Origin of the sequence: uncultured Eudoraea sp. (assembly GCF_947260015.1) — a bacterium.
Classification (GTDB): Bacteria; Bacteroidota; Bacteroidia; order Flavobacteriales; family Flavobacteriaceae; genus Eudoraea.
The window spans coordinates 23,816-45,259 of sequence record NZ_CAMYOM010000011.1 but is presented as its reverse complement, the minus strand read 5'-3'; the positions used below and the strand labels follow the sequence as shown (position 1 = coordinate 45,259).

20 protein-coding genes are annotated in these 21,444 nt (G+C 37.2%); 15 read left to right on the top strand and 5 right to left on the bottom strand.

Annotated elements, in window-relative coordinates:
• The first annotated feature begins 22 nt into the window (after positions 1 to 22).
• Positions 23 to 976 carry a glycosyltransferase family 2 protein gene (locus Q0X66_RS07095; RefSeq protein ID WP_297704709.1) on the top strand — a complete coding sequence of 318 codons (954 nt, stop codon included), beginning with the start codon at positions 23 to 25 and terminating at the stop codon, positions 974 to 976.
• Positions 966 to 1,838, top strand: coding sequence for a lysylphosphatidylglycerol synthase transmembrane domain-containing protein (locus Q0X66_RS07090; protein ID WP_297704684.1), 873 nt, complete (start codon positions 966 to 968; stop codon positions 1,836 to 1,838). Before Q0X66_RS07095 ends, Q0X66_RS07090 begins: the two co-directional genes overlap by 11 nt.
• 5 nt (positions 1,839 to 1,843) lie before the next feature.
• On the opposite strand, the gene Q0X66_RS07085 is transcribed toward Q0X66_RS07090, so the two are convergent.
• The 5 genes from Q0X66_RS07085 to mazG form a co-directional block, all read right to left on the bottom strand.
• Positions 1,844 to 3,505, bottom strand: a complete 1,662-nt coding sequence (locus Q0X66_RS07085) for a glycosyltransferase family 39 protein (RefSeq protein WP_297704683.1) — start codon at positions 3,503 to 3,505, stop codon at positions 1,844 to 1,846.
• Positions 3,502 to 4,071, bottom strand: coding sequence for a phosphatase PAP2 family protein (locus tag Q0X66_RS07080; protein ID WP_297704682.1), 570 nt, complete (start codon positions 4,069 to 4,071; stop codon positions 3,502 to 3,504). The genes Q0X66_RS07085 and Q0X66_RS07080 overlap by 4 nt, the downstream gene beginning before the upstream one ends.
• A gap of 1 nt (position 4,072) precedes the next feature.
• Positions 4,073 to 4,300: a hypothetical protein gene (locus Q0X66_RS07075; RefSeq protein ID WP_297704681.1), complete on the bottom strand. Its 228-nt coding sequence runs from the start codon at positions 4,298 to 4,300 to the stop codon at positions 4,073 to 4,075.
• Positions 4,301 to 4,376: 76 nt separating this feature from the next.
• Positions 4,377 to 5,744: an MATE family efflux transporter gene (locus Q0X66_RS07070; RefSeq protein WP_297704679.1), complete on the bottom strand. Its 1,368-nt coding sequence runs from the start codon at positions 5,742 to 5,744 to the stop codon at positions 4,377 to 4,379.
• Positions 5,745 to 5,887: 143 nt separating this feature from the next.
• Positions 5,888 to 6,661 carry a nucleoside triphosphate pyrophosphohydrolase gene (gene mazG, locus Q0X66_RS07065; RefSeq protein ID WP_297704677.1) on the bottom strand — a complete coding sequence of 258 codons (774 nt, stop codon included), beginning with the start codon at positions 6,659 to 6,661 and terminating at the stop codon, positions 5,888 to 5,890.
• A 104-nt stretch (positions 6,662 to 6,765) separates the two neighbouring features.
• Here mazG and Q0X66_RS07060 point away from each other — a divergent pair, with 104 nt between their 5' ends.
• The 13 genes from Q0X66_RS07060 (at position 6,766) to Q0X66_RS07000 (ending at position 21,064) form a co-directional block, all read left to right on the top strand.
• Positions 6,766 to 7,602 carry a sugar phosphate isomerase/epimerase gene (locus tag Q0X66_RS07060; RefSeq protein ID WP_297704675.1) on the top strand — a complete coding sequence of 279 codons (837 nt, stop codon included), beginning with the start codon at positions 6,766 to 6,768 and terminating at the stop codon, positions 7,600 to 7,602.
• Between the two features lie 30 nt (positions 7,603 to 7,632).
• On the top strand, positions 7,633 to 8,046 hold the full coding sequence (locus Q0X66_RS07055) for a hypothetical protein (RefSeq protein WP_297704673.1): 414 nt from the start codon (positions 7,633 to 7,635) through the stop codon (positions 8,044 to 8,046).
• Positions 8,043 to 8,774, top strand: coding sequence for a glutamine amidotransferase (locus Q0X66_RS07050; RefSeq protein ID WP_297704670.1), 732 nt, complete (start codon positions 8,043 to 8,045; stop codon positions 8,772 to 8,774). The genes Q0X66_RS07055 and Q0X66_RS07050 overlap by 4 nt, the downstream gene beginning before the upstream one ends.
• Positions 8,775 to 8,846: 72 nt before the next feature.
• The gene (locus tag Q0X66_RS07045; protein WP_297704668.1) at positions 8,847 to 9,320 is read left to right on the top strand and encodes a (2Fe-2S)-binding protein; all 474 of its coding nucleotides are present in this window, start codon (positions 8,847 to 8,849) and stop codon (positions 9,318 to 9,320) included.
• A 34-nt stretch (positions 9,321 to 9,354) separates the two neighbouring features.
• Positions 9,355 to 11,523 carry a molybdopterin cofactor-binding domain-containing protein gene (locus Q0X66_RS07040; protein ID WP_297704666.1) on the top strand — a complete coding sequence of 723 codons (2,169 nt, stop codon included), beginning with the start codon at positions 9,355 to 9,357 and terminating at the stop codon, positions 11,521 to 11,523.
• Positions 11,524 to 11,671: 148 nt separating this feature from the next.
• On the top strand, positions 11,672 to 12,049 hold the full coding sequence (locus tag Q0X66_RS07035; protein ID WP_297704663.1) for a hypothetical protein: 378 nt from the start codon (positions 11,672 to 11,674) through the stop codon (positions 12,047 to 12,049).
• On the top strand, positions 12,016 to 13,590 hold the full coding sequence (locus Q0X66_RS07030; RefSeq protein WP_297704661.1) for a GMC family oxidoreductase: 1,575 nt from the start codon (positions 12,016 to 12,018) through the stop codon (positions 13,588 to 13,590). The genes Q0X66_RS07035 and Q0X66_RS07030 overlap by 34 nt, the downstream gene beginning before the upstream one ends.
• Before the next feature lie 51 nt (positions 13,591 to 13,641).
• Entirely contained in the window at positions 13,642 to 15,189 is a 1,548-nt protein-coding gene (locus tag Q0X66_RS07025) for an SLC13 family permease (protein WP_297704659.1), read from the top strand.
• A 311-nt stretch (positions 15,190 to 15,500) separates the two neighbouring features.
• Positions 15,501 to 16,076: a hypothetical protein gene (locus Q0X66_RS07020; RefSeq protein WP_297704657.1), complete on the top strand. Its 576-nt coding sequence runs from the start codon at positions 15,501 to 15,503 to the stop codon at positions 16,074 to 16,076.
• Between the two features lie 229 nt (positions 16,077 to 16,305).
• On the top strand, positions 16,306 to 16,911 hold the full coding sequence (locus Q0X66_RS07015) for a DinB family protein (RefSeq protein WP_297704655.1): 606 nt from the start codon (positions 16,306 to 16,308) through the stop codon (positions 16,909 to 16,911).
• A 96-nt stretch (positions 16,912 to 17,007) separates the two neighbouring features.
• Positions 17,008 to 18,606, top strand: coding sequence for a solute:sodium symporter family transporter (locus Q0X66_RS07010; RefSeq protein WP_297704652.1), 1,599 nt, complete (start codon positions 17,008 to 17,010; stop codon positions 18,604 to 18,606).
• A gap of 1 nt (position 18,607) precedes the next feature.
• Entirely contained in the window at positions 18,608 to 19,417 is an 810-nt protein-coding gene (locus tag Q0X66_RS07005) for an inositol oxygenase family protein (protein ID WP_297704649.1), read from the top strand.
• 315 nt (positions 19,418 to 19,732) lie between these two features.
• Positions 19,733 to 21,064: a carboxypeptidase-like regulatory domain-containing protein gene (locus Q0X66_RS07000; protein ID WP_297704647.1), complete on the top strand. Its 1,332-nt coding sequence runs from the start codon at positions 19,733 to 19,735 to the stop codon at positions 21,062 to 21,064.
• Positions 21,065 to 21,444 lie beyond the last annotated feature (380 nt).

The window sequence follows — 21,444 nt, the reverse complement described above, 5'->3', positions numbered from 1 at the left end:
GTCCGAACATTTATCCGCCATAATGAACCCGGTTACCGCCTCCCTCTTATCTATAGTTGTTCCACTCTACAATGAAGAAGAAAACGTAGTACTTCTTACATCTAAAATTAACGAGAGTTTGCAGGGTTATATCTATCAGATTATATATGTGGATGATTTTTCTACAGACCATACCCGCAAAAAGATAAGTGAGATGAAAGATCCCAGAGTTCATCTTATTTCACTAAAAAAGAACTACGGCCAAAGTTTGGCATTGGCTGCAGGTATAGATTATGCTGAAGGGGAATATATCATAACCATGGACGGGGACCTGCAGAATGATCCCCAGGATATTCCTAAAATGCTGGAGTATGCGGTAAGTGGTGAATATGATGTAGTTACAGGAATCCGACAAAAAAGAAAGGATTCATTGGTTAAGAAAATCCCTTCTAAGATTGCTAATTTCATGGTTAGGCGCGTCACTAAGTTAGATATTAAAGACAATGGATGTGCCCTTAAAGTATTTACACGGGATATTGCCAAAGATTTAAACCTTTATGGTGAAATGCACCGTTTTATTACCTTGCTGGCCCATTTGGAAGGTGCTCAGATAAAACAGGTTCCTGTAAAACACCACGCGAGAAATGCAGGAGTTTCCAAGTATGGACTGGAACGTATTTTTAAGGTTGTGGCCGATATGATGTTACTCCTTTTTATCAGGAAATATTTCCAACGACCCATTCATTTATTTGGTATTCTTGGTGTACTATTAATCATATTGGGAATCTTTATTAATATCTATCTGCTTATTGTAAAACTGGTTTACGGGCAAGACATAGGAAACAGACCACTGCTCATTTTTGGAATGATGTTCATATTAGCCGGAATTCAGCTTTTTACCATAGGTATAGTCATGGAACTGCTTATTCGAACCTATTACGAATCGCAAAATAAAAGACCCTACAGAATTAAAAGTATATCTATAGGTGGCCAATAATCGTAAAAAAGGGATTACCCTCCTTAAAATCCTTTTTAGCTTTGTTTTGCTGTATTTTGTTTTTACAAAAATTCAATTCAGAGAGGTTTGGGATATTCTTAAGGGAAGTAATTTAGGATACCTGTTTATAGCGCTCTTGTTTTTTATCTTATCAAAGGTTTTATCTGCCTTTCGCCTAAATTTGTATATACATCAAATCAATATATTTCTTACTCAATTAAGCAATCTAAAACTATACCTCCTTGGCATGTTCTATAACTTGTTTTTACCAGGTGGAATTGGGGGAGACGCTTATAAAGGGTATGTATTAAAAAAAAAATATGAGGTAAAGACCAAGAGCGTTGTATCTATTCTTGTATTAGATCGTCTTAATGGTCTTTTGCTAATCTTTGTGATCAGTTGTGTGCTTGCACTTTTTTTGGACGAAGGCAGGTTACAGCTTTATAGATTGCTTTTTGGCATAGCTATAGTCCTCAGTATTCTTGTTTTTTGGCTTTTTAATAAAAGGTTTTTTTCATTCGTTTATCCTGTTTTCTGGAAATCCCTGGGTTTTTCGGCTTTGGTACAGCTTGCGCAATTAATTAGTGTTCTATTTATTTTAAAGGCCTTAGATGTTGAGGGAAATAATATTGCTTACTTATTTATATTCCTGATATCTTCTATTGTTTCTGTATTACCACTTACCATAGGCGGAATAGGTAGCAGGGAAGTTGTTTTCTACTATGGAGCGCTTTGGTTGGGATTAGATGAGAATACTTCAGTTAGTATTAGCATGCTCTTTTTTCTAATAACCGCCACAGTTTCACTTTTAGGAATTATTTACCATTTTAGAAAACCCGAATTAGAAGAGATACCAGCTTAAATTCTTTACTCGAGCAGGTGAATTAAATGCATATTGTTTAGTACTTGCTTCCTCGTAGAAGGATTTAAAAACTTTGCTTGCAAACGCGTTATCCTGAATTGGTCCGCAGTGAAATGTCTGTCCCAATCCAAACCGGATTCTTTTAGCTTTTTAAGATCATCATCAGTTCCATAAACCCATACAGCTCCCATATCAGATAAATTCGAAGCCTCGGTAATTTTAACTGGATGTTGGTTGTAAAAATCCATAGCCCATGAAGACCTAAAGGTAATTTTGTATATCCGCTCTGCCGGTATGTCATTTTCAGCAACTATGCCGGACATAGTTGAACCTGCCTGATACTTTAATAAAGATGGATAAAAATGCAAATTCAAAACGGCATTTAGAAGAAGAGAACTGTATAGAGAGATGGTTATTAATCGAAGACCGTATTCCTGCTGCTTCAAACAGAAATACCCTATTAGTACAAGAGCTGAAAATAATAAGACATAGGCATACCAGTTTGAAATTTTAAAAACAAAAAAACAAATCAGAACTGTTGTAATACACACTAAACTCAGAATGAAAGTTTGCAGCCCAAGAAATACTTTCATCTTTTTAACTTTTGCAGAATTGATTAAATCTTGCATAAAGGAAGCCGAAAGTACCGCGAACAATGGGATCATTATATTTAAGTAGTGTGGTAGTTTAAATTGTGCAAAACTTATGATTAGAAAAATTAAAGTAATACCCCCAATTGTAAGAAACTCCAGACCCGAACCTCTCATGAATTTAGTATTAAAAAATGCCTTGACCCGTGTCCAGTAAGCCGCAAGGCCAATTATTGTCCATGGTAAAAATACCCATAAAAAAGTATGGAAAAAGAAAAAATAATCACTGCTGTTCTTTCCTACCCCTTGTCCGCTTAATCGTTCAAAACTTTGCTCCCAGAGAATAAAGAGTATCCCACTCCTGTGATCTTTTCCCCGGATGACCTTCTCAGGATGTAGATCGAACTGCAGGTAATACGCGTATAGTATAGGTGAAATAGATAATGCAAAAACAGCCAAAGCAACTAATACCTTCCAACTGAAAAGCAATTTCCATTTATTGCTATAACCTAAATGGCAAAGTATCGGAAGCCCTATAACTAATAGCGCAATCTGGCCTTTCGTTGAAAAAGCAATTCCGGCACCAAAAGCACCCAGAAGTAAATGTTTCAGGGAATTTTTTTCTATATAAGTTGCAAGTTGCCAAATGGCTAAAGCGCTAAATCCTGTAAGTACAGCATCAGTCCGAACGTCAATATTGGACAGCATAATGGTTTGTGCTGTCATAAAAATAAGTGAGGCTACTTTGCCTACCTCCGTATTATACAGTAGCTTACCTAAACCAAAACAACTATAGGCTCCTAACAAAGTGGCCAGGATAGCCGGAATCCGATAGGCCCAATCGTAAAGACCGAAAATTTTAAAAGAAATGGCCGCCAGCCAGTAATGCATATGAGGTTTATCCAGGTATTCCTCCGGACCTTTAAACAAATTTACAAAGTCGTTCTCCTGTACCATTCTCATTGCCATTACAGCAAACTGAGCGGAATCATATTCAAAAAGTGTGACAAACATTCCCGCCAGATATACCAGGACAATAAGTAAGAGAAAAAACCAATACTTCGTATTTGAGATCATATACGATATTTGTGAATTGCAAAGATATATAACTTTGCAAATAGCCACCCAAAGAGTACTCCTACGGCCATTCCTGTTATAATATCCAATGGAAAATGAACTCCGATGTATATTCTGCTGTAGGAAACAAAAGCGGCCCAAATAATTAAAAATATACCAACATATTTATAGGTAGAGCTAAAAAGAAAAGTAAAGAATAATGCCAGTCCAGTAGAATTGGCTGCATGTGCAGAAAAATAGCCAAATTTTCCACCGCAATGGTCTTTTACCAGACGCATCAAATGGCTTATTTCCGGATCATAACATGGACGTAAACGTTGAACACCATATTTAAAAAAATTGGACAATTGATCCGTAACTGTAATCATTAAAACCACGCTGATAACGAGAAAAATCATTTTTTTAGCCCCAAATTGCTTATATGAAAGTATTAGCAATAAAAAATACAAAGGAATCGCGCTCCACTTATTGGTAAGAAACATCCAAAAACCATCCCATTCAGAACTTCCCAGTTTATTGAGAAAAAGGAATACTTCCTTGTCGAGATGCACTAGTTCTTCCAGCATTTTAATCCTCGTATCTTGCTATTTCCCTGTCGTAAAAGACAGTGGCAGCTTCAATTAAACTTTCCGCTTCGGAAGACAATTCTTTTTCATCTTCGGCAGTGAAATCTTCGAGCCATTCCACCTCATCATTTTCAAGGTTTAATATAAACCTCGGATATTCTGTGTGTACAATAAAGATAGCAGTTGGGTAATCGGTATTATCACCAAGTAAAAATTTAGGAAATTGCATAATTCAATTCATTTTTTATTTGTCGGGTAATGAAAATTACCAATGAACTGTATAAGTACAGATATATGAAAAACTCTTAAGAACTTATGAGTTGCTTGGTCAATTTGTTAAATCGAATATACAACATAATTGCCGATGCTGTTAAGCCTGCCAGTAATCCTATCCATATCCCTATACTTTTCAATTCTGTGTGCAAACCGAGGTAATAACATATCGGAAAGCCTATCAACCAATAAGCAATAAAAGTAATAAAGGTTGGAATTTTTACATCCTGTAGACCTCGTAAAGCACCAAGTATAACCACCTGAAGACCATCTGAAATCTGAAAAAAAGCTGCGACCAGAAGTAATTTTGACGCAAGAAATATTACTTCCATATTATCCATATGGTTAGCCGGATCGTTAACATCCAGATAAATAGTTGGAAACCAATGTCTTCCCAGAAGGAATAATAATGCAAAGATAACTTCCAAAATAAATGTGAGGAGAAAAATGGATTGAGATATTCGTCTTAATTCCTTGAAATTCTTGAGCCCCTTCTGATTGCCAACACGTATCATTGCTGCAACTCCAAGCCCCATTCCAAACATGAATGTCATACTGCTGAGATTTAAGGCTATCTGATTGGCAGCTTGTGGATTTTTACCTAGTACCCCACTAAGCCATATGGCTGCTGTGAATATAGCCACCTCAAAAAACATCTGCAAAGCAGATGGAAATCCAAGATGAATGATTTTGTTCATTACCCTTTTTTCAATCTTCTTGAAATTAAATCCGGTGACATAATCATGAAATTTTTTCTTTTTTTCCAACAAATACCACAGCATAATCAGCATAATTATTCGTGAAGCAAGAGTACCTATGGCAGCACCAATAATTCCGAGCTTTGGAAAACCAAATGCGCCAAAAATCAATAAATAATTAAGTGCGATATTGACCACATTAGCCACGATAGTGGCATACATTGGATATTTGGTTTGAGACAAACCTTCCGAAAATTGTTTATAAGCCTGAAACATAACCAGCGGGACCAATGAAAAGGCTACCAGATCCAAATAGGGTATAGATAACTCTACCACCTCAGGGGGTTGGTCCATTAAATACATCAATGGCTTTCCTAATTGAATTAATCCGAAAAGTGCTAATCCCAGTAAAGTACAAAGCACTAACCCGTGTTTTAATGCGCTTTTGGCACCAGCTTTGTTTCCTGCGCCATCCGCCTCGGCAACTAATGGTGTAATTGCCGTAGAAAAACCTATCCCCAATGACATTGCTATAAAGACAAAACTATTTCCCAAAGATACCGCTGCCAATTCTGCAGTTCCCAATTGCCCCACCATAATATTATCCGCAAAGGCCACAAAAGTATGGCCCAGCATACCTAATATAACAGGTACGGCTAGCCTTATATTATATCTGAATTCTTTGGTATACTGTTGCAACAAAACTGGCTGTTTTTTGAGGCAGCAAAGATAGGATTTAGGATTGGTTTAATTAGATAATTGCAGAACCACTGATCTCCCCGTTTCAAGAGTAAGTGAAGAAAATTCATGATAAATGGAAATTTTTATGACGTCGCTGGCAAAGCTTATATTTTCTTAGCCTCCTCCCAATATACATCCATCTCGGCAAGTGACATTTCCTTGAGTGTTCTATTGTGTTCTTTAGCTTTACCTTCCAAATATTGAAAGCGTTTAATAAATTTCTTGTTAGTTCTTTCCAGGGCATTTTCGGGGTTAATATCCAAAAATCTGGCATAATTCACTATAGAGAAAAGTACATCTCCAAATTCTGCTTCTAATTTATCCCTATTTCCTGAATTCACTTCTTCCTGCAATTCTGACAATTCTTCTTTAACCTTTTCAAATACTTGCTCTGGTCGTTCCCAATCAAATCCAACACCAGCAACTTTTTCCTGAATCCTATTGGCCTTAACTAATGCAGGAAGACTATTTGGAACCCCCTCAAGAACACTTTTTTTACCTTCTTTTAGTTTTATATTTTCCCAATTCCTTTTTACATCCTCTTCATTTGTAACAGACACATCTCCATAAATATGTGGGTGCCGGTTAATGAGTTTATCACTAATAGAATTAGCAACATCGGCAATATCAAAACTATTAGTTTCGGATCCTATTCTTGCATAAAAAACAATATGTAACAAAAGATCTCCAAGCTCATTTTTTACTTCCTTAAGATCATTTTCCAGGATTGCATCACCCAATTCATAAGTTTCTTCAATGGTAAGGTGCCTTAGTGTTTGCAATGTCTGTTTTTTATCCCATGGACATTGCTCCCTGAGCTCATCCATAATAGTAAGTAAGCGATCAAAGGCCTTAAGTTGTAATTCTCTTTTATTCATAGAACGCGCATTTGGGTAAAAATACAAATACCATTGATAAAGGAGTATGGAAAATTTAGACTAATTTAGAAGAATGCAACTCCTTTAAACAAAACAAAAACATCATGCAAAGCAGAAGAGATTTTTTAGTGCGATCTGCAGCTTTTACCGTAGGCTCATTACTTCTCCCTTCCTGTACTTTTGCACAAATTAAAACACAACAATTTGGAGTTCAATTATATTCATTTCGCAATGAAATGGCTGAGGATGCAATTGGTACATTAAAACAAATTGCTTCTCTTGGTTTCAAAGAGATTGAAACGGCAAGAAGTGATAAAGGCCACTACTACGGTCTCAGCCCAGCAGAGATGAAATCTGTTTGTGATGACCTGAATATGAACCTAAAGAGCGGACATGTACATTTAGATGAAAAGTGGCAGCAAACCATGGAAGAAGCAGTAGAATCGGGGCAGGAGTATCTTATTTGCTCTTCAATGCCCAGTAAAGGACAAAATGTAGACAATTATAAAAAAGTGGCCGAAGAATTTAATAAGGCCGGTGAGGCATGTAAAAAATTAAATCTTAAATTCGGTTATCACAATCATGAATATGAATTTGAAACTGAAAATAACCAAGTTCTTTATGATGTTCTCCTTTCAAATACCGAAGCAGAACTTGTTTATATGGAATTAGATCTCGGATGGGTGGTTGTGGCTGGCAAGGACCCATTAGACTATTTTAAGAAATATCCCGGGAGATTTCCTCTATGGCACCTTAAGGATATGGACATGAATAAGAAGGAAAGTACAGAATTTGGCAAAGGCGGCCTTGATATTCCCGCAATGATGAATCATAAAAAAGCTTCAGGTGTAAAGCACATCTTCATAGAACAGGAAGAATATGCCAACAACCCTTTAGAAAGCATGAAACATAACATGGCTTATTTAAATAAACTTTCATAGAAATTTTTTCACACGGCAAATTAATTAAGCATGTCTGTATTATTAGATCCCTATTTACTATCCTCAGATAAAATAAAACAACCTCCTGCGACTTTTAAAGAAAGTTTTAAATTTCTGGGACCAACTTTTATACTTTCATTTTTCAGTGTTAGCTCGGGAGAATTAATAGCGACAACCACTTTAATTGCAGAAGCCGGATTTATTATATTTTGGCTTATTATTTTTAGCTGTTGTGTAAAAGTAGTGGCCCGGCCAGAATTTGTAAAACATACAATTCAGACCGGGGAAATTGCAATGCTGGCATTTAATAAGCTTCCCGGTACTGCCTATGGCAAGGCTATGTGGACTGTTTGGACGGTATTGGTTGTTATAATTGTAAAACCGTTACAAGTTGCGGGCATTGCAGGGGGTATGGCCATAATATTAAACATAAACATTCCGTGAAAAAATTTCTAATTCTGCAATTACGGCCTGAAACCGAAGCCTCCGATAGTGAGTTTGAGGCTATTTTGCGGGTTGGGGGATTGTCATATGATGAAGTCGATCGTATTAGGGTTGAACAAGGTAACATACAAAATATTAATATAGATAACTACTCCGCAATAATTGCCGGGGGCAGTCCATTTGATGTGAGTATCCCGGAAGAAAAAAAAAGTATGGTTCAAAAGAATGTTGAACAATTTTTTGATACACTTTTTGATAAACTGATCCCGCAGGATTTTCCATTTCTTGGCGCCTGTTCGGGAAATGGACTTTTGGGCAGGTACTGCGGAGCAGCTATAACAAATAAATATGCTGAACCTTTACAAAGTGTTGAAGTTAAGGTAACAGACAAAGGTATTAATGATCCCCTTTTAAAAGGACTACCAAAGAAATTCTCTGCATTAGTTGGCCATAAAGAAGCCTGCGACGATGTTCCGCCCGGGGCCGTACTCCTGGTTACTTCAGATCCTTGTCCGGTGCAGATGTTTCGGGTTAAAAAGAACTTATATGCCACACAGTTTCATCCGGAAGCGGATGCAGATGAATTTATATTGCGGGTCAGAGTTTATAAATATGCAGGTTACTTTCGGCCCGAAGAAGCAGAAAATCTAATCAAGGCTATACGGAAATCGAATACTCCGATTCCCAAAATAATACTAAGTCGCTTTGTTGGCATATACAGATCCTAAAAATAAAATTAGTTCAGTACCTATTTCCTTACTTTTTTTAAGTAAATTAAGCCTACACTATTTCTAGTTGGCATGGCTTCTCAATCATTAAATATTAACAACAAAAAGTATGCTGTAGATCTTAATGAAGATACTTCATTGCTGTGGGTACTAAGGGAACATCTTGGACTGACAGGTACAAAATACGGTTGCGGAATTGCATTGTGTGGTTCTTGTACAATTCATGTGGATGACAAACCAATGAGGGCATGTTCACTAACCCTTAGTGCCTTAAACAAAGGGCAAAAAATTACGACAATAGAAGGCTTGTCCAAGAATGGTGATCACCCGATTCAACAAGCCTGGGTAGAGGCACAAGCTCCACAATGCGGCTATTGCCAATCAGGCCAGATAATGCAGGCAGTGACATTGCTAGCCGAAAACCCGAATCCAACAAGGGAAGAGATAAAAGCATATATGAATGGAAATTTATGTCGTTGTGGCACATATTTGCGTATTGTAAAAGCTATTGAAATAGCGGCAAAAAAAACATCAGTAAAAACTTAAATCGTTTTCAAGGTATAAATCTATTGTGTAACTAATGAATAAGGTAGTTAGTAGAAGAGAGTTTCTAAAAACCTCAGGAGGGGTTGCTTTATTTATTGGCATTTCCGGTCTTCTGCCTCAAATGATCGCTTGCAAAAACAACAAGGAGGTACAAAAACTTTTAAAAAAACATCAGCTAACAGCTTGGGTGAAATTAGCCGAAGACGGTCAGATTACTATTTATAACCCGGCAGCAGAAATGGGCCAGGGATCCATGACCTCATTATCTGCAATCTTTGCTGAAGAAATGGATGCAGATTGGTCTAAGGTCTCTGTTGAGTTTTCTCCTCAGGAATCTGAAATTTATGGCTCGGATAAATGGAGCCCAAATAATAAAGTAATGTTAAGCGCTGGCAGTAGGGTAACCTATGGTTACTATTCCATAATGAGACAGGCTGGAGCTCAGGCTCGTTATATTTTGATGAATAGCATTGCCGAGCACTGGCAAGTACCTATAAAGGAGCTTAGTACGGCAAATGGTGAAGTAATTAACAGGCGGGATAACAAAAGAATTGGGTATGGCGAGATTATTCCCTATTTGTATATGCCTGACAAGCTGCCCGAATTCTCGGAATCAGAGTTCAAAGATCCTAAAAACTATCGGTTCATAGGGCTAGACCTCCCACGAGTAGATATTCCCGCAAAAGTAAAGGGAACCGCCCAGTTTGCCATTGATATTCAATTACCTGAAATGCTCTATGGGGTGTTGGAGCGCGGTAGTCTACATGGAGCAAGGCCAAACCTAAATAATGAATCTGAAATCCTGGCCTTAAGCGGAGTGTTAAAACTAGTCCCTTTTGATTATGCCATTGGCATAATTGCAGAATCTTTAGACCAGGCTCTAGCTGCCAAAAAATTGCTAAATATTTCGTGGAGTGAGGCTCCTGCAAGCGGTTTCAATTCTCAGGATTGTTATAAAAAATATGAAAAAATAGCCTCAGAGAAATCAGCAGGTAAAGTGATTACAAATGAAGGGAATATTAATAGTGCTATTAAATCAGCAGGAAAAACCTTTAGCGTTGATTTTAAAAATGATTATGTATATCACGCTCAAATGGAACCTCTTAATGCTGTTGTGCAGGTTGGGACAGATGGAAACTCAGCTGAGGTTTGGGTTGGAAGTCAGCAAGGATTCGATTCTAAACTTGGAGTTCCCAGCTACCTCGGGATTCCGGCTGAAAATGTAAAAATTAATCTGCAGTATTTGGGGGGTGGTTTCGGCAGAAGGAGTATGACAGATTTTGTATTGGAAGGAACCGGTTTAGCCAGGGAGGTTGCTCCCAGACCAGTAAAATTAATTTGGACACGTGAGGATGACGTTAGTTATGGTGCCTATAGGCCTTTAACTTTACAACGATTAAAAGCCTCTACAGATGCTCAAGGGAAAATAACAGGTTTTTCACATTGTGTGGTTGGAGATGGTGGTAATTTGGTTGCCAGTGGTATCCAAATAGATTATTATGATATTCCGAATAAATATGCTGAATGGCGGGAAGTTTCTGAAGGTATAAGGCTAAAACACTGGCGTTCAGTCGGCCATGCCCCCAACAAATTTGCGATAGAGTGCATGATCGATGAAATAGCTACTTATTTCAAGAAAGATCCAGCGGATTTTAGAAGGATTTTATTGGCCAAATCACCAAGAGCACTGGCTACTTTAGACAAAGCTATATCAATGTGTGATTGGTATTCAACCATTGCCGATAACCATGCCAAAGGGATTGCTTTTTTAGAACGAAGCGGTACATTAAGTACAGGAATTTGTGAAATTTCTGTGGATAGAAAAACAGGCATAATAAGCGTACATCGTTTTTGGAGTGCTAGTGATGCAGGAATTGTAATACAACCAGATAATGTTAAAGCACAAATGGAAGGTGGTATATTAATGGGTATTAGTAGTGTACTTAAAGAACAGCTGACCATAGTTAACGGACGTGTACAACAGTCCAACTTTAATAATTATGAAATATTGCAAATGTCAGATATTCCTGATAGTGTAGAAACTGCTATAATTGAATCGCGTGAGCCACCCCGGGGAGTAGGTGAATCTGGCACACCTTTAGTTGCCTGTGCTATTGCCAACGCCTTCCTCAAATTAACCGGTAAACACCTCAGACACTTACCTTTTACTCCGGAAAGGGTGTTGAACGCCTTAAATTCATGATTTTTATTAGGCCGTAAGTCTATTTAAAATGGCGGTTAACCCACCATTTTTATTACCTTTAATATTAGGTTTCAAAAGATTTTTAAATACAATAAATGATAGTCTTTCAAATCCGTAATTAAAAATAATTCCTACTAAGGCAGCCATAATGAAAAGAAGAAAGTTCCTGTTATTATCGCTTTTTGGTTTATTTATAAGTTTAGTTGCCATTTGGTATTATAAATATAAATCTGCAACAGACAGAGATCTGAGACACCCTTTAGATCTTACAGAAATCTGCAATCGAAAAACTTTAATTAATATTGGAAATACATATCGGAAGTTAACCGATGAGAATAATAAAAAATATTTGGAAGAACTGTTATATGAAAATGCAGTAATGCGCGACAACGTAATAAAAGATCTTTTGAAAACGAAAGTGGCAGAAGACTTTGACAATGGTAATACAATTCTTATTGATGGCTGGTTGCTTTCAATCACAGAAGCGAGGCAATGCGCCCTATTATCAATCGCCGAAGAAAAATAGGATTTATGCATGTAGACGCCAGAGAACTTGATAACAACACCGTAATTGAAGGAGATCTTTGTATTGTTGGTGCCGGTGCGGCAGGTATAAGTATGGCATTGGACTGGAATAAAAGTGGTAAAAAAGTAATCCTTCTGGAAGGTGGAGGATTTGAATACGACAGTGAAATTCAGGACCTGTATTCCGGTAACTCAACAGGACAAAGGTATTATCCTTTGCGCTCATGCAGGCTGCACTTATTTGGAGGAACAACAGGTCATTGGGGGGGTATGTGCGCCCCTTTGGATCCCATAGATTATAAAATAAGAAGTTGGGTGCCAGATAGTGGTTGGCCAATTACACCGGCCGATCTTGTGCCCTTTTACACTAAAGCCCAAAAGTTATTTGAATTAGATTCTTATAATTACAGCTTGCAATATTGGCAGGAAAAGTACCCGGGCCTCGCTCCTTTTCCACTGGACAAAGATGTTATCTGGTCAAAGATGTGGCAATTTAGCCCGCCTACCCGATTTGGTAAGACCTATAAAGAAACCATTGTTAAATCACCGAATATACATCTGTACACATATGCCAATCTCACAAATATTATCGCAAATGATGAAGTTAACGGCATAAAGCAGCTCATAGTTAAAAATCATGGAGGAAAAACCCACAACGTAAGAGCTAAAAATTTTGTCTTAGCATGTGGTGCTATACAAAATGCAAGGATGCTACTGGCATCAAGAGGCCAGGCCAAAAATGGGATAGGCAATGACAAGGATGTTGTTGGGCGTTATTTTATGGAACATCTGGAAGTTAAGTCCGCCGAATTATGGCTCAAAAAACAATTTTCAACCGAGTTATACACTTTTGATTACAGCACACGTAAGCCAAGGGCAGAATTAGCACTGACCGAAGGTATTCAAGAGAAAACTAGAATTCTAAACGGTTCTGCCTCTCTAACACCACTAGCAATAGCAAAACAGCAAACGCCTCTCATAGATGTCTGGAGTAATGAAGATCCAAGGATATCCTTCGATAAATTAGTAGCAAATTTCAGAAAATCCAGAGAGAAAAACTATACTGGGAAGGATGAGAACAATAATAGGGCTTTTGAATTATATACGCGAATGGAACAAGCACCTAACCCTAATTCTAGAGTAATGCTTTCAGATGAACTTGATGCCTTGGGCGTACCACTTCCTCAATTACATTGGGAATTAACCGATTTGGATAAATACAGTATCAGAAATATGTACCACATTCTTGGTGAACAAATTGGAAAGGCTGGCTTTGGAAGAATAAAATTAGAAAAATTCCTATGGGATGAATACGACAACTCAATGCCAGAAAAGTTAGGTGGAGGTTGGCATCATATGGGTACTACACGAATGAGCAGAGATCGCAATAAAGGAGTGGTAGATGTAAATTGTAAAGTTCATGGTATTTCTAACCTCTTTATTGCTGGTTCTGGTTGCTTTAGTACGGCCGGTGCACCAAATCCAACTTTAACACTGGTTGCATTGTCTTTAAGATTGTCAGATTATTTAAAAACAAGCTAAGAATTAATAATTGGCTTATCAATATCGTAAATTAGTATAAAAAGTAAACCCATGCCAACGGGTAGAAAATTTATTACTGAAAATCCGGGTAAATCGGCCCGATATGCCCTGTCTGTTCTTGCCCCTTTTATCTCAGCTTATTTGATATTCTTTGTAGAATTAGACCCTGATAATCCGGCTATTACTAATACTCTGGCGGTAGCAATCTTAATGGCGCTTTGGTGGGTAACCGAGCTAATTCCGCTCGCAATCACCTCCCTCCTGCCTATTGTACTTTTTCCTGCTCTTGGAATCATGAATGGCCGGGAAGTTTCAGCTACTTATTTTAATCACGTCATATTTTTATTTATTGGTGGTTTTTTGGTTGCCCTTGCCATCCAAAAATGGGGGCTACACAAGCGAATTGCATTAAAAATTCTTCGAGTTATAGGTAGTAGTCCGGGCAGAATACTATTGGGGTTTATGTTTGCCACTGCTTTCCTCTCCATGTGGATATCAAATACAGCTACGGCAATGTTAATGGTCCCAATACTTTTATCAATAATTACTAAGTTGGAGGAGATAAATGGTAAAACATTGGTAAAGCACTTTGCTGTAGGCCTTTTACTTTGCATTGCCTACAGCGCTTCTATAGGAGGAATTGCAACTCTTGTGGGTACACCACCTAACCTTTCATTCGCTCGTATCTTCTATATTTACTTTCCAAATGCTCCTGAGATTTCCTTTGCAACCTGGTTTTTTTATGCCTTTCCAATATCCCTGGTTTTGTTCTTTGTTTTATTCGGCTACTTATACCTAATTTTTGTCAAAAGAAAAAAGAATTGGAAAAGTTTGAGTAAGAATGAAATTCTTAGTGATTATGTAAAACTGGGAAAGAAAAACTTTGAAGAAAAAGTATTGATAATTGCTTTTGCCTCCCTCGCGTTCCTCTGGTTTTTCAGGGCGGATATAATTGTAGGTGGATTTAAAATTCCGGGATGGTCAAACTTATTCAATTATCCACAATTTTTTAATGACGGGACAGTGGCCATTTTTGTTGCGGTGATCCTATTTATGATTCCATCTAAAACACAACCAGGGACTTTCCTCATGGATTGGAAAGCCGCAGAAGAGATTCCTTGGGAAATAATTTTACTGTTTGGCGGTGGCTTTGCTCTGGCTAGCGGATTTAAAGAATCTGGTTTATCCTTGTGGTTTGGACATCAGTTAGAATGGTTAGGAGGCATGCATCCTCTGATTCTAATTCTTTGCATAAGTTTCCTTGTAACTTTTATGACCGAAATTACTTCAAATACAGCAACTGTAGAAACCTTATTACCCATTCTTGCCGGCCTGGCAGTTAGCATAGAAACGAACCCCCTTCTCTTTATGCTTCCGGCCACAATTGCAGGTTCCCTCGCGTTTATGTTACCAGTAGCTACCCCTCCCAATGCCATAGTTTTTGGCAGCAAACGTATTTCTGTAATTCAGATGGCTAAAACGGGCTTTTTCTTAAATATTATAGGAATAATCCTGGTATCTGTGATAACTTACTATTTCGGTACCTTTATTTTTGATATTGTGGAAGGCGTTTTCCCTGAATGGGCAAAGATCGACTAACAGGAATTTCGTATCTTGATAAGCATTCAAAATGAAAAATACTATTCATTCTTTAGTTTTTTATCTCAGAATCAGCTAATAGGCATTTAGTGAAAACAGCACGCTTTTGGAGATGATAAATTTTTGTTCGAGGGAAAAAGACAATTTCAAATAACAATGTAGAAAAAAGATATTCCCCATGTTTACAGAATGATTAATTTCATATATAGCGACACCTATTGGAGTGGGGTACTGCCAGAAGTATTAGAATTGGTCTGGGATACATTTCATCAATATTGATATGAAAGAATATGAAAATTAAAACTACTCTTATGGCCTTATTTTTTATTACAGTTATGAATGCACAGGAAAAGTTCGCTCAGGACCTGCCCTATTTTCAGATTCCAGACTATCCGGATAGTTATACAGCAGGAACTGTGGTTGCCCGAATGATAGATGGTTTGGGATTCAGGTATTATTGGGCGACTGAAGGACTGCGGGCCGAAGACATAGCCTATAAGCCTTCGGCAAGCAATAGAACTATTAATGAAACCTTAGATCACCTTTATAACCTATCGCGAGTTGTTTACAACTCTGCTGTAAAGGAAATAAATGATAGAACGCAAGCCAGGGAAGATGCACTTTCTTTCCAGGAGAAAAGAAGGCGCACTTTGTTCAATTTTAAAAAAGCCAGTGAAATTTTTATTAAAGTCAAAGACCTAAATGAACATCTGGTGATCTATAAATCCAAATCAGGTACATTTGAATACCCGTTCTGGAATCTGATAAACGGGCCTATTGAGGATGCTATTTGGCATAGCGGGCAGATAGTGGCTATGCGAAGGGCATCGGGTAACCCAATAGATCCAAAAGTTAATGTTTTTATGGGCAGCAGAAGGTCAGATTAAATAAGGAAATACAAAGTAATGGATTTTTTAATTTTTTTTCTTACCAGCCGAAAGGATTTACACCATAATGGGACTATTAATTCAAAAGGGAAAAGTACATGGTCTGGTGCGAAATGATTCTATATATTTTCCAATTGGGCTTTTTGTGAAATGCGAAAATCTGTAAAATAACCTGACAATAACATTTTTATTATTATCTACTCAATTAAACACTTTAAATAACAAACAAATGAAAAAAATTCTTCTTCCAATTATTGCGATTTTATTGCTCAGTTTTAGTCTCTCAAGTTCCAAACTAACGGACCAAGAAAGGGTAAAAGGAGCTCTAGAATTGACTAAAACACAAGCACATATGCTGGAATCTCTTAACGGACTAAGTGAGGAACAGTTAAATTTTAAAAGTAGTCCTGAATCATGGTCCATTGCCGAATGTGTTGAGCATCTGGCCATTTCCGAAAATGCTTTTGATCAAATGCTTCAGGAATCCTTAAAAACACCAGCCGATCCATCTAAGCGTGCCGACGTAAAAATGACAGATAAAGAGCTTATGGCTATGATTAGAAACCGCGATACCAAAATAAAAACCTCAGAACCTTTTGAGCCATCAGGGAAGTTTGGATCCTATGAAGAAAGCCTGAAAACTTTTCAATCAAAAAGAGTAGAACATATAGTCTATATGGAGACAACGGAAGATGATCTGAGAAATCATTACGCGCAATTGCCTTTTGGCACCGTTGATGCCTTTCAAATACTTATGTTCATGTCTGGCCATACCGAACGACATGTAAAGCAAATGGAAGAAGTTAAGGCAGATAATAACTTTCCTAAAGAATAATTTTTCGCTGGATAATAGGAAAAATTACTATGCCCTTTTACTATTTTATTGGAGGAGGGCATATCCTTTTAAGAGCTATTGCTTATTTTTAAAGCAATGACATTTTTGACTTTCATAATCTTTACAGGGTTTGTTGCCCTGTATGCCACCTGGAAACTTCGCCGGGATAAATTAAACACGAAAGACGGTTATTTTCTGGGAGGAAGATCCCTTACAGGAGTGGTCATAGCCGGATCATTGCTTTTGACCAATATTTCCACTGAGCATCTTGTTGGAATGAATGGTTCAGCCTATAAAAATGGGGCCATCATAATAGCATGGGAGGTTACCTCTGCATTGGCGCTAGTAATTGCGGCTTTATATTTTGCTCCTCGATATTTAAAAATGGGCCTTACAACGATTCCCGAATTTTTGGAAAAACGATTTGATGGCCTTACAAGAACTCTGGTAGCACTATTGCTTATTATATCCTTTGTTGCCACTCTGTTACCAATAGTATTATATACCGGAGCATTAAATATAGAAGCCATATTTGAAATCTCAGAACTTCTGAATGTAAGTCAGAAAGAAGGAATTTGGATAACTATACTAATCGTTGGAGGTATAGGCGCTCTTTATGCCATATTTGGCGGACTTAAAATGGTCGCATACACAGACACCATAAACGGATTTGGACTCCTTGTAGCCGGTTTGCTTGTTCCTATTTTGGCACTTTGGAGTATTGGAGATGGAAATTTGGCGGATGGAATAAGCAAGGTCTTTGAGAAAAACCCGGGGAAATTTAATGTTATAAGCCAAGAAAGGGGGGTTGGGCCGGGATCAAGGTCAGCTATACTGCCCTTTGAAGTAATCTTCACAGGTTTAATGATTAACCAGATCTATTTCTGGACCATGCACCAGTCAATTATCCAAAGAGTACTCGGTGCTGTAAGTCTTAAAGAGGCCCAAAAAGGTTTGCTGTTTACCGGGCTTTTGAAAATACTGGTCCCTTTGGTAATAGTCCTTCCCGGCCTTATTGGGTTCTATTATTTTGGAGAAGAATTTTATGATAATCCTGATAGTGTATACCCCAATCTTGTGAAAATGGTATTACCAGCCTGGTTAACAGGATTCTTTGTCGCAGTTATGATGGGGGCTATACTCACTACTTTCAATAGTGCTTTAAATAGTGCAGCAACAGTTTTTAGTCTTGGTATTTATAAACGATATATCCAAAAAAATGCAGGGGAAAGAAGACTTGTGCGTATTGGCAAATGGACCTCCGCTATACTCGCTCTCTTCGCAATTGGAATAGCACCTTTTGTTGCCAATGCACCCGAAGGTCTTTATCAACTATTACAGCAACTTAACGGTATATTCTTCATCCCGATTGCGAGTGTAATTATTGCAGGTTTTTTATTGCCAAATGTCTCGGCTGTAGGAGCGAAAGCCGGTTTGTGCTTTGGCCTTTTATTCTATATTATATGCTACTTTATTCTGGAAGTCAATCTGCATTTTGTTCATATTTGGGGAATTGAATTTGTACTAAATATTGGCGTTATGCTTTTAATTTCCCGTTTTTTTCCAAATAATGAAACTTTTATTATTAAAGATGCCGGAATATTAAACATTGAACCGTGGAAGTTTGCCAGACCATTTAGCCTGTTTTTGATAGTATTCACGATTATTTTGTACCTTTTACTTGGAAATGTGTAGTATGGAAAAAGTATTTAGAAATTATAATAATATAGACGTAAATGCCGCAGTGCGAGACCATTATCGCAAAATGCGTGAAAGACAAACTTATGAATATGTTCAGGAGATGCAAAGGAAGTATTTGACATTTAATAAACCTATGGATCTCTGGGACGCAATGAAACATTTAAACGACCTTATTGACGTAAGCGATCCCGATCTGGATCTGCCTAATGTACAGCATCTCATTCAAAGTGCTGAGGCAATCAGAATGGATAACAGACCAGACTGGATGCAATTGGTTGGCCTGATACACGATTTAGGGAAAGTGATGTTTCTTTGGGGGAGCGATGAAGACGGCACTAGTCAGAATGAACAATGGGGAATGGTTGGTGATGTTTTTGTGGTTGGTTGTGCGCTACCGGCTTCCTGCGTTTACCCTGAATTCAATCAACTTAATCCCGATATGAAGGATTCCAGATATAATTCTGAACTAGGAATATATAAGAAGCATTGTGGTCTGGATAATCTTACTCTTGCATGGGGACATGATGAATATCTATTTCAGGTATTACAACACCATAAAGGAAACCTAATCCCGGAAGCTGGGATGGCCATGATAAGGTATCATTCCTTCTACCCATGGCATAGCGGAGGAAGTTATACCCCTCTACTTTGCGAAAAAGACATAGAATATTTAGATTGGATTAAGGATTTCAATAAATATGATCTCTATACTAAATCTAATAAAACCTATGATCTGGATGAGATTAAGGATTATTATTTACCCATTGCTCAAAAGTACCTGGGAAAAGGTCCAATCTATTGGTAGGAACTGAGCCGAAAGAAGAGTTCCTTTAATAGCAAACTAAATTAGCTAAGGACCTGCTTATTTGTCTGAATTTGGTGAATTATTATTTCCATACGAATCTTTAAAGCCTAATAAAATAAAGAATTGGAACAAATTATTTCAAGTAAAGAGTAAATCTTAATATTTCTGTACAATCATGTTCTGTCTTAAATAAATTTTTCGTAGGTGTTTTTCAAAAAATATTATGATATATTAACAATTTAAGATGATCAAAATCATTAAATTAGGATAAAATGGGTTATACTTTTGCAGGTAACAGTAATTTAAAGCTATACCATGGAGCATAAAATTTTTAGTAAATCGAATCATCTGCATATAAAGGTAATTGCATTTGTTATAATACTAATAGGACTAGCGGTACCTATTCAGGCATCTGTACTTTACCAGGTCAACCCGCAGGAAGTTACTTTATATCGCCAATACAAAGGTGAGGTAGTTGACAGTGAGAATAGCAAGCCACTAGTATTTGCGACACTAACCCTGGAAGGTAGTAATATTAGTACGATAACAAATTCAGAAGGTAAATTTCTATTAAAAATTCCAACAAGCATCAATCAAGGGAATATTATTGTCGCCTTTTTAGGTTATAAAAATTCCATAATTCCTTTAGAGCAGTTAAAGGAAAATAAAAATAAGATTGCCCTGACGGTCTCTATAACTAAATTGGATGAAGTAGATGTTGTTATTCCAAAAAATGCCCGTGTACTGGTAAAGGAAACAATGCGAAAAAAAGGGGAAAATTACTTTGGGGACCCAACACTTATGACCGCATTTTACAGGGAAACTATCAAAAAAAGAAAGAAAAATGTTTCACTTTCAGAGGCCGTCGTAAACATATATAAATCTTCCTATTCTTCTGGTAAAAGAGATGCCGTACAGTTATTTAAAGCTAGGAAGAGTACGGATTATAGTAAACTAGATACCCTGACGCTTAAACTACAGGGGGGACCCTTTAATACCCTATATGCTGATATTATGAAATATCCGGAATATATCTTTAATGATATTTCCATGGACGAATATGACTTTAGTTATGATAGGACTACCAGGATTAATGACAAATTGATTTATGTAATAAGTTTTAAACAACGCCCTGATGTTTTAGAACCTCTTTTTGCAGGAAAATTATTTATTGATGCCCAAAACAAGATACTTACCAGTGCCATTTACTCTTTAAATATTACAGATAAAGAAAAAGCAAGTAAGATGTTTGTTAGGAAAAAACCTCGCAATGCAAGTGTATACCCTACTGAAATTGCCTATAGGGTGGATTATAGGGAAAAAAACGGAAGATGGTATTATGGTTATAGCAACGTCCTTTTAGTGTTCAAAATCAAATGGGATAAAAAGCTGTTCAATTCAGTTTATAGTATGAGCGCAGAAATGGCTATAACGGACTGGGAACAAAATATTGATGGCCAAGTTCCTAAAGTTAAGGATAGATTAAAAACCTCGATGATTCTGAGTGAGGCGGCAATTGGTTTTTCAGATCCGGATTTCTGGGGAGCATACAATATCATAGAACCTGAGAAATCTATTGAATCTGCTATCAAGAAAATACAGAAGCAATTAAAAAAATCTAAGACTGGTGGGGAATCTGCACCTTAATGTTAGCTTAAGAATTAATCTTTATCGGCCTCATCTGAGGCCGATTTCCATTAATAAGGCCCGTTGAATAGCCCATTTAGGAACGAATTACAAACTTGATAGTTATGAACAATTGTTTATAAAACAAGTTCATAAACTGTTGATTTCTAATTTCTTAAAAATATTGGTTATTGCTCAAAAATGATGTATATTTATTTTATGGTTCAAGGGATGTACCTGTCTAGGGTTAATCATTAAAACCATTATAGAGTTGACGTTCTGTATATTATTGTTTAGTCTTAAAATTAAAGTAGGGTAATTTATTACCAGATTTTAACTAGAGATGAGCGTAACGAAGGAGAGCTGTAGTTTTCCAGAGGTATGTGGGTTTATTTACGTTA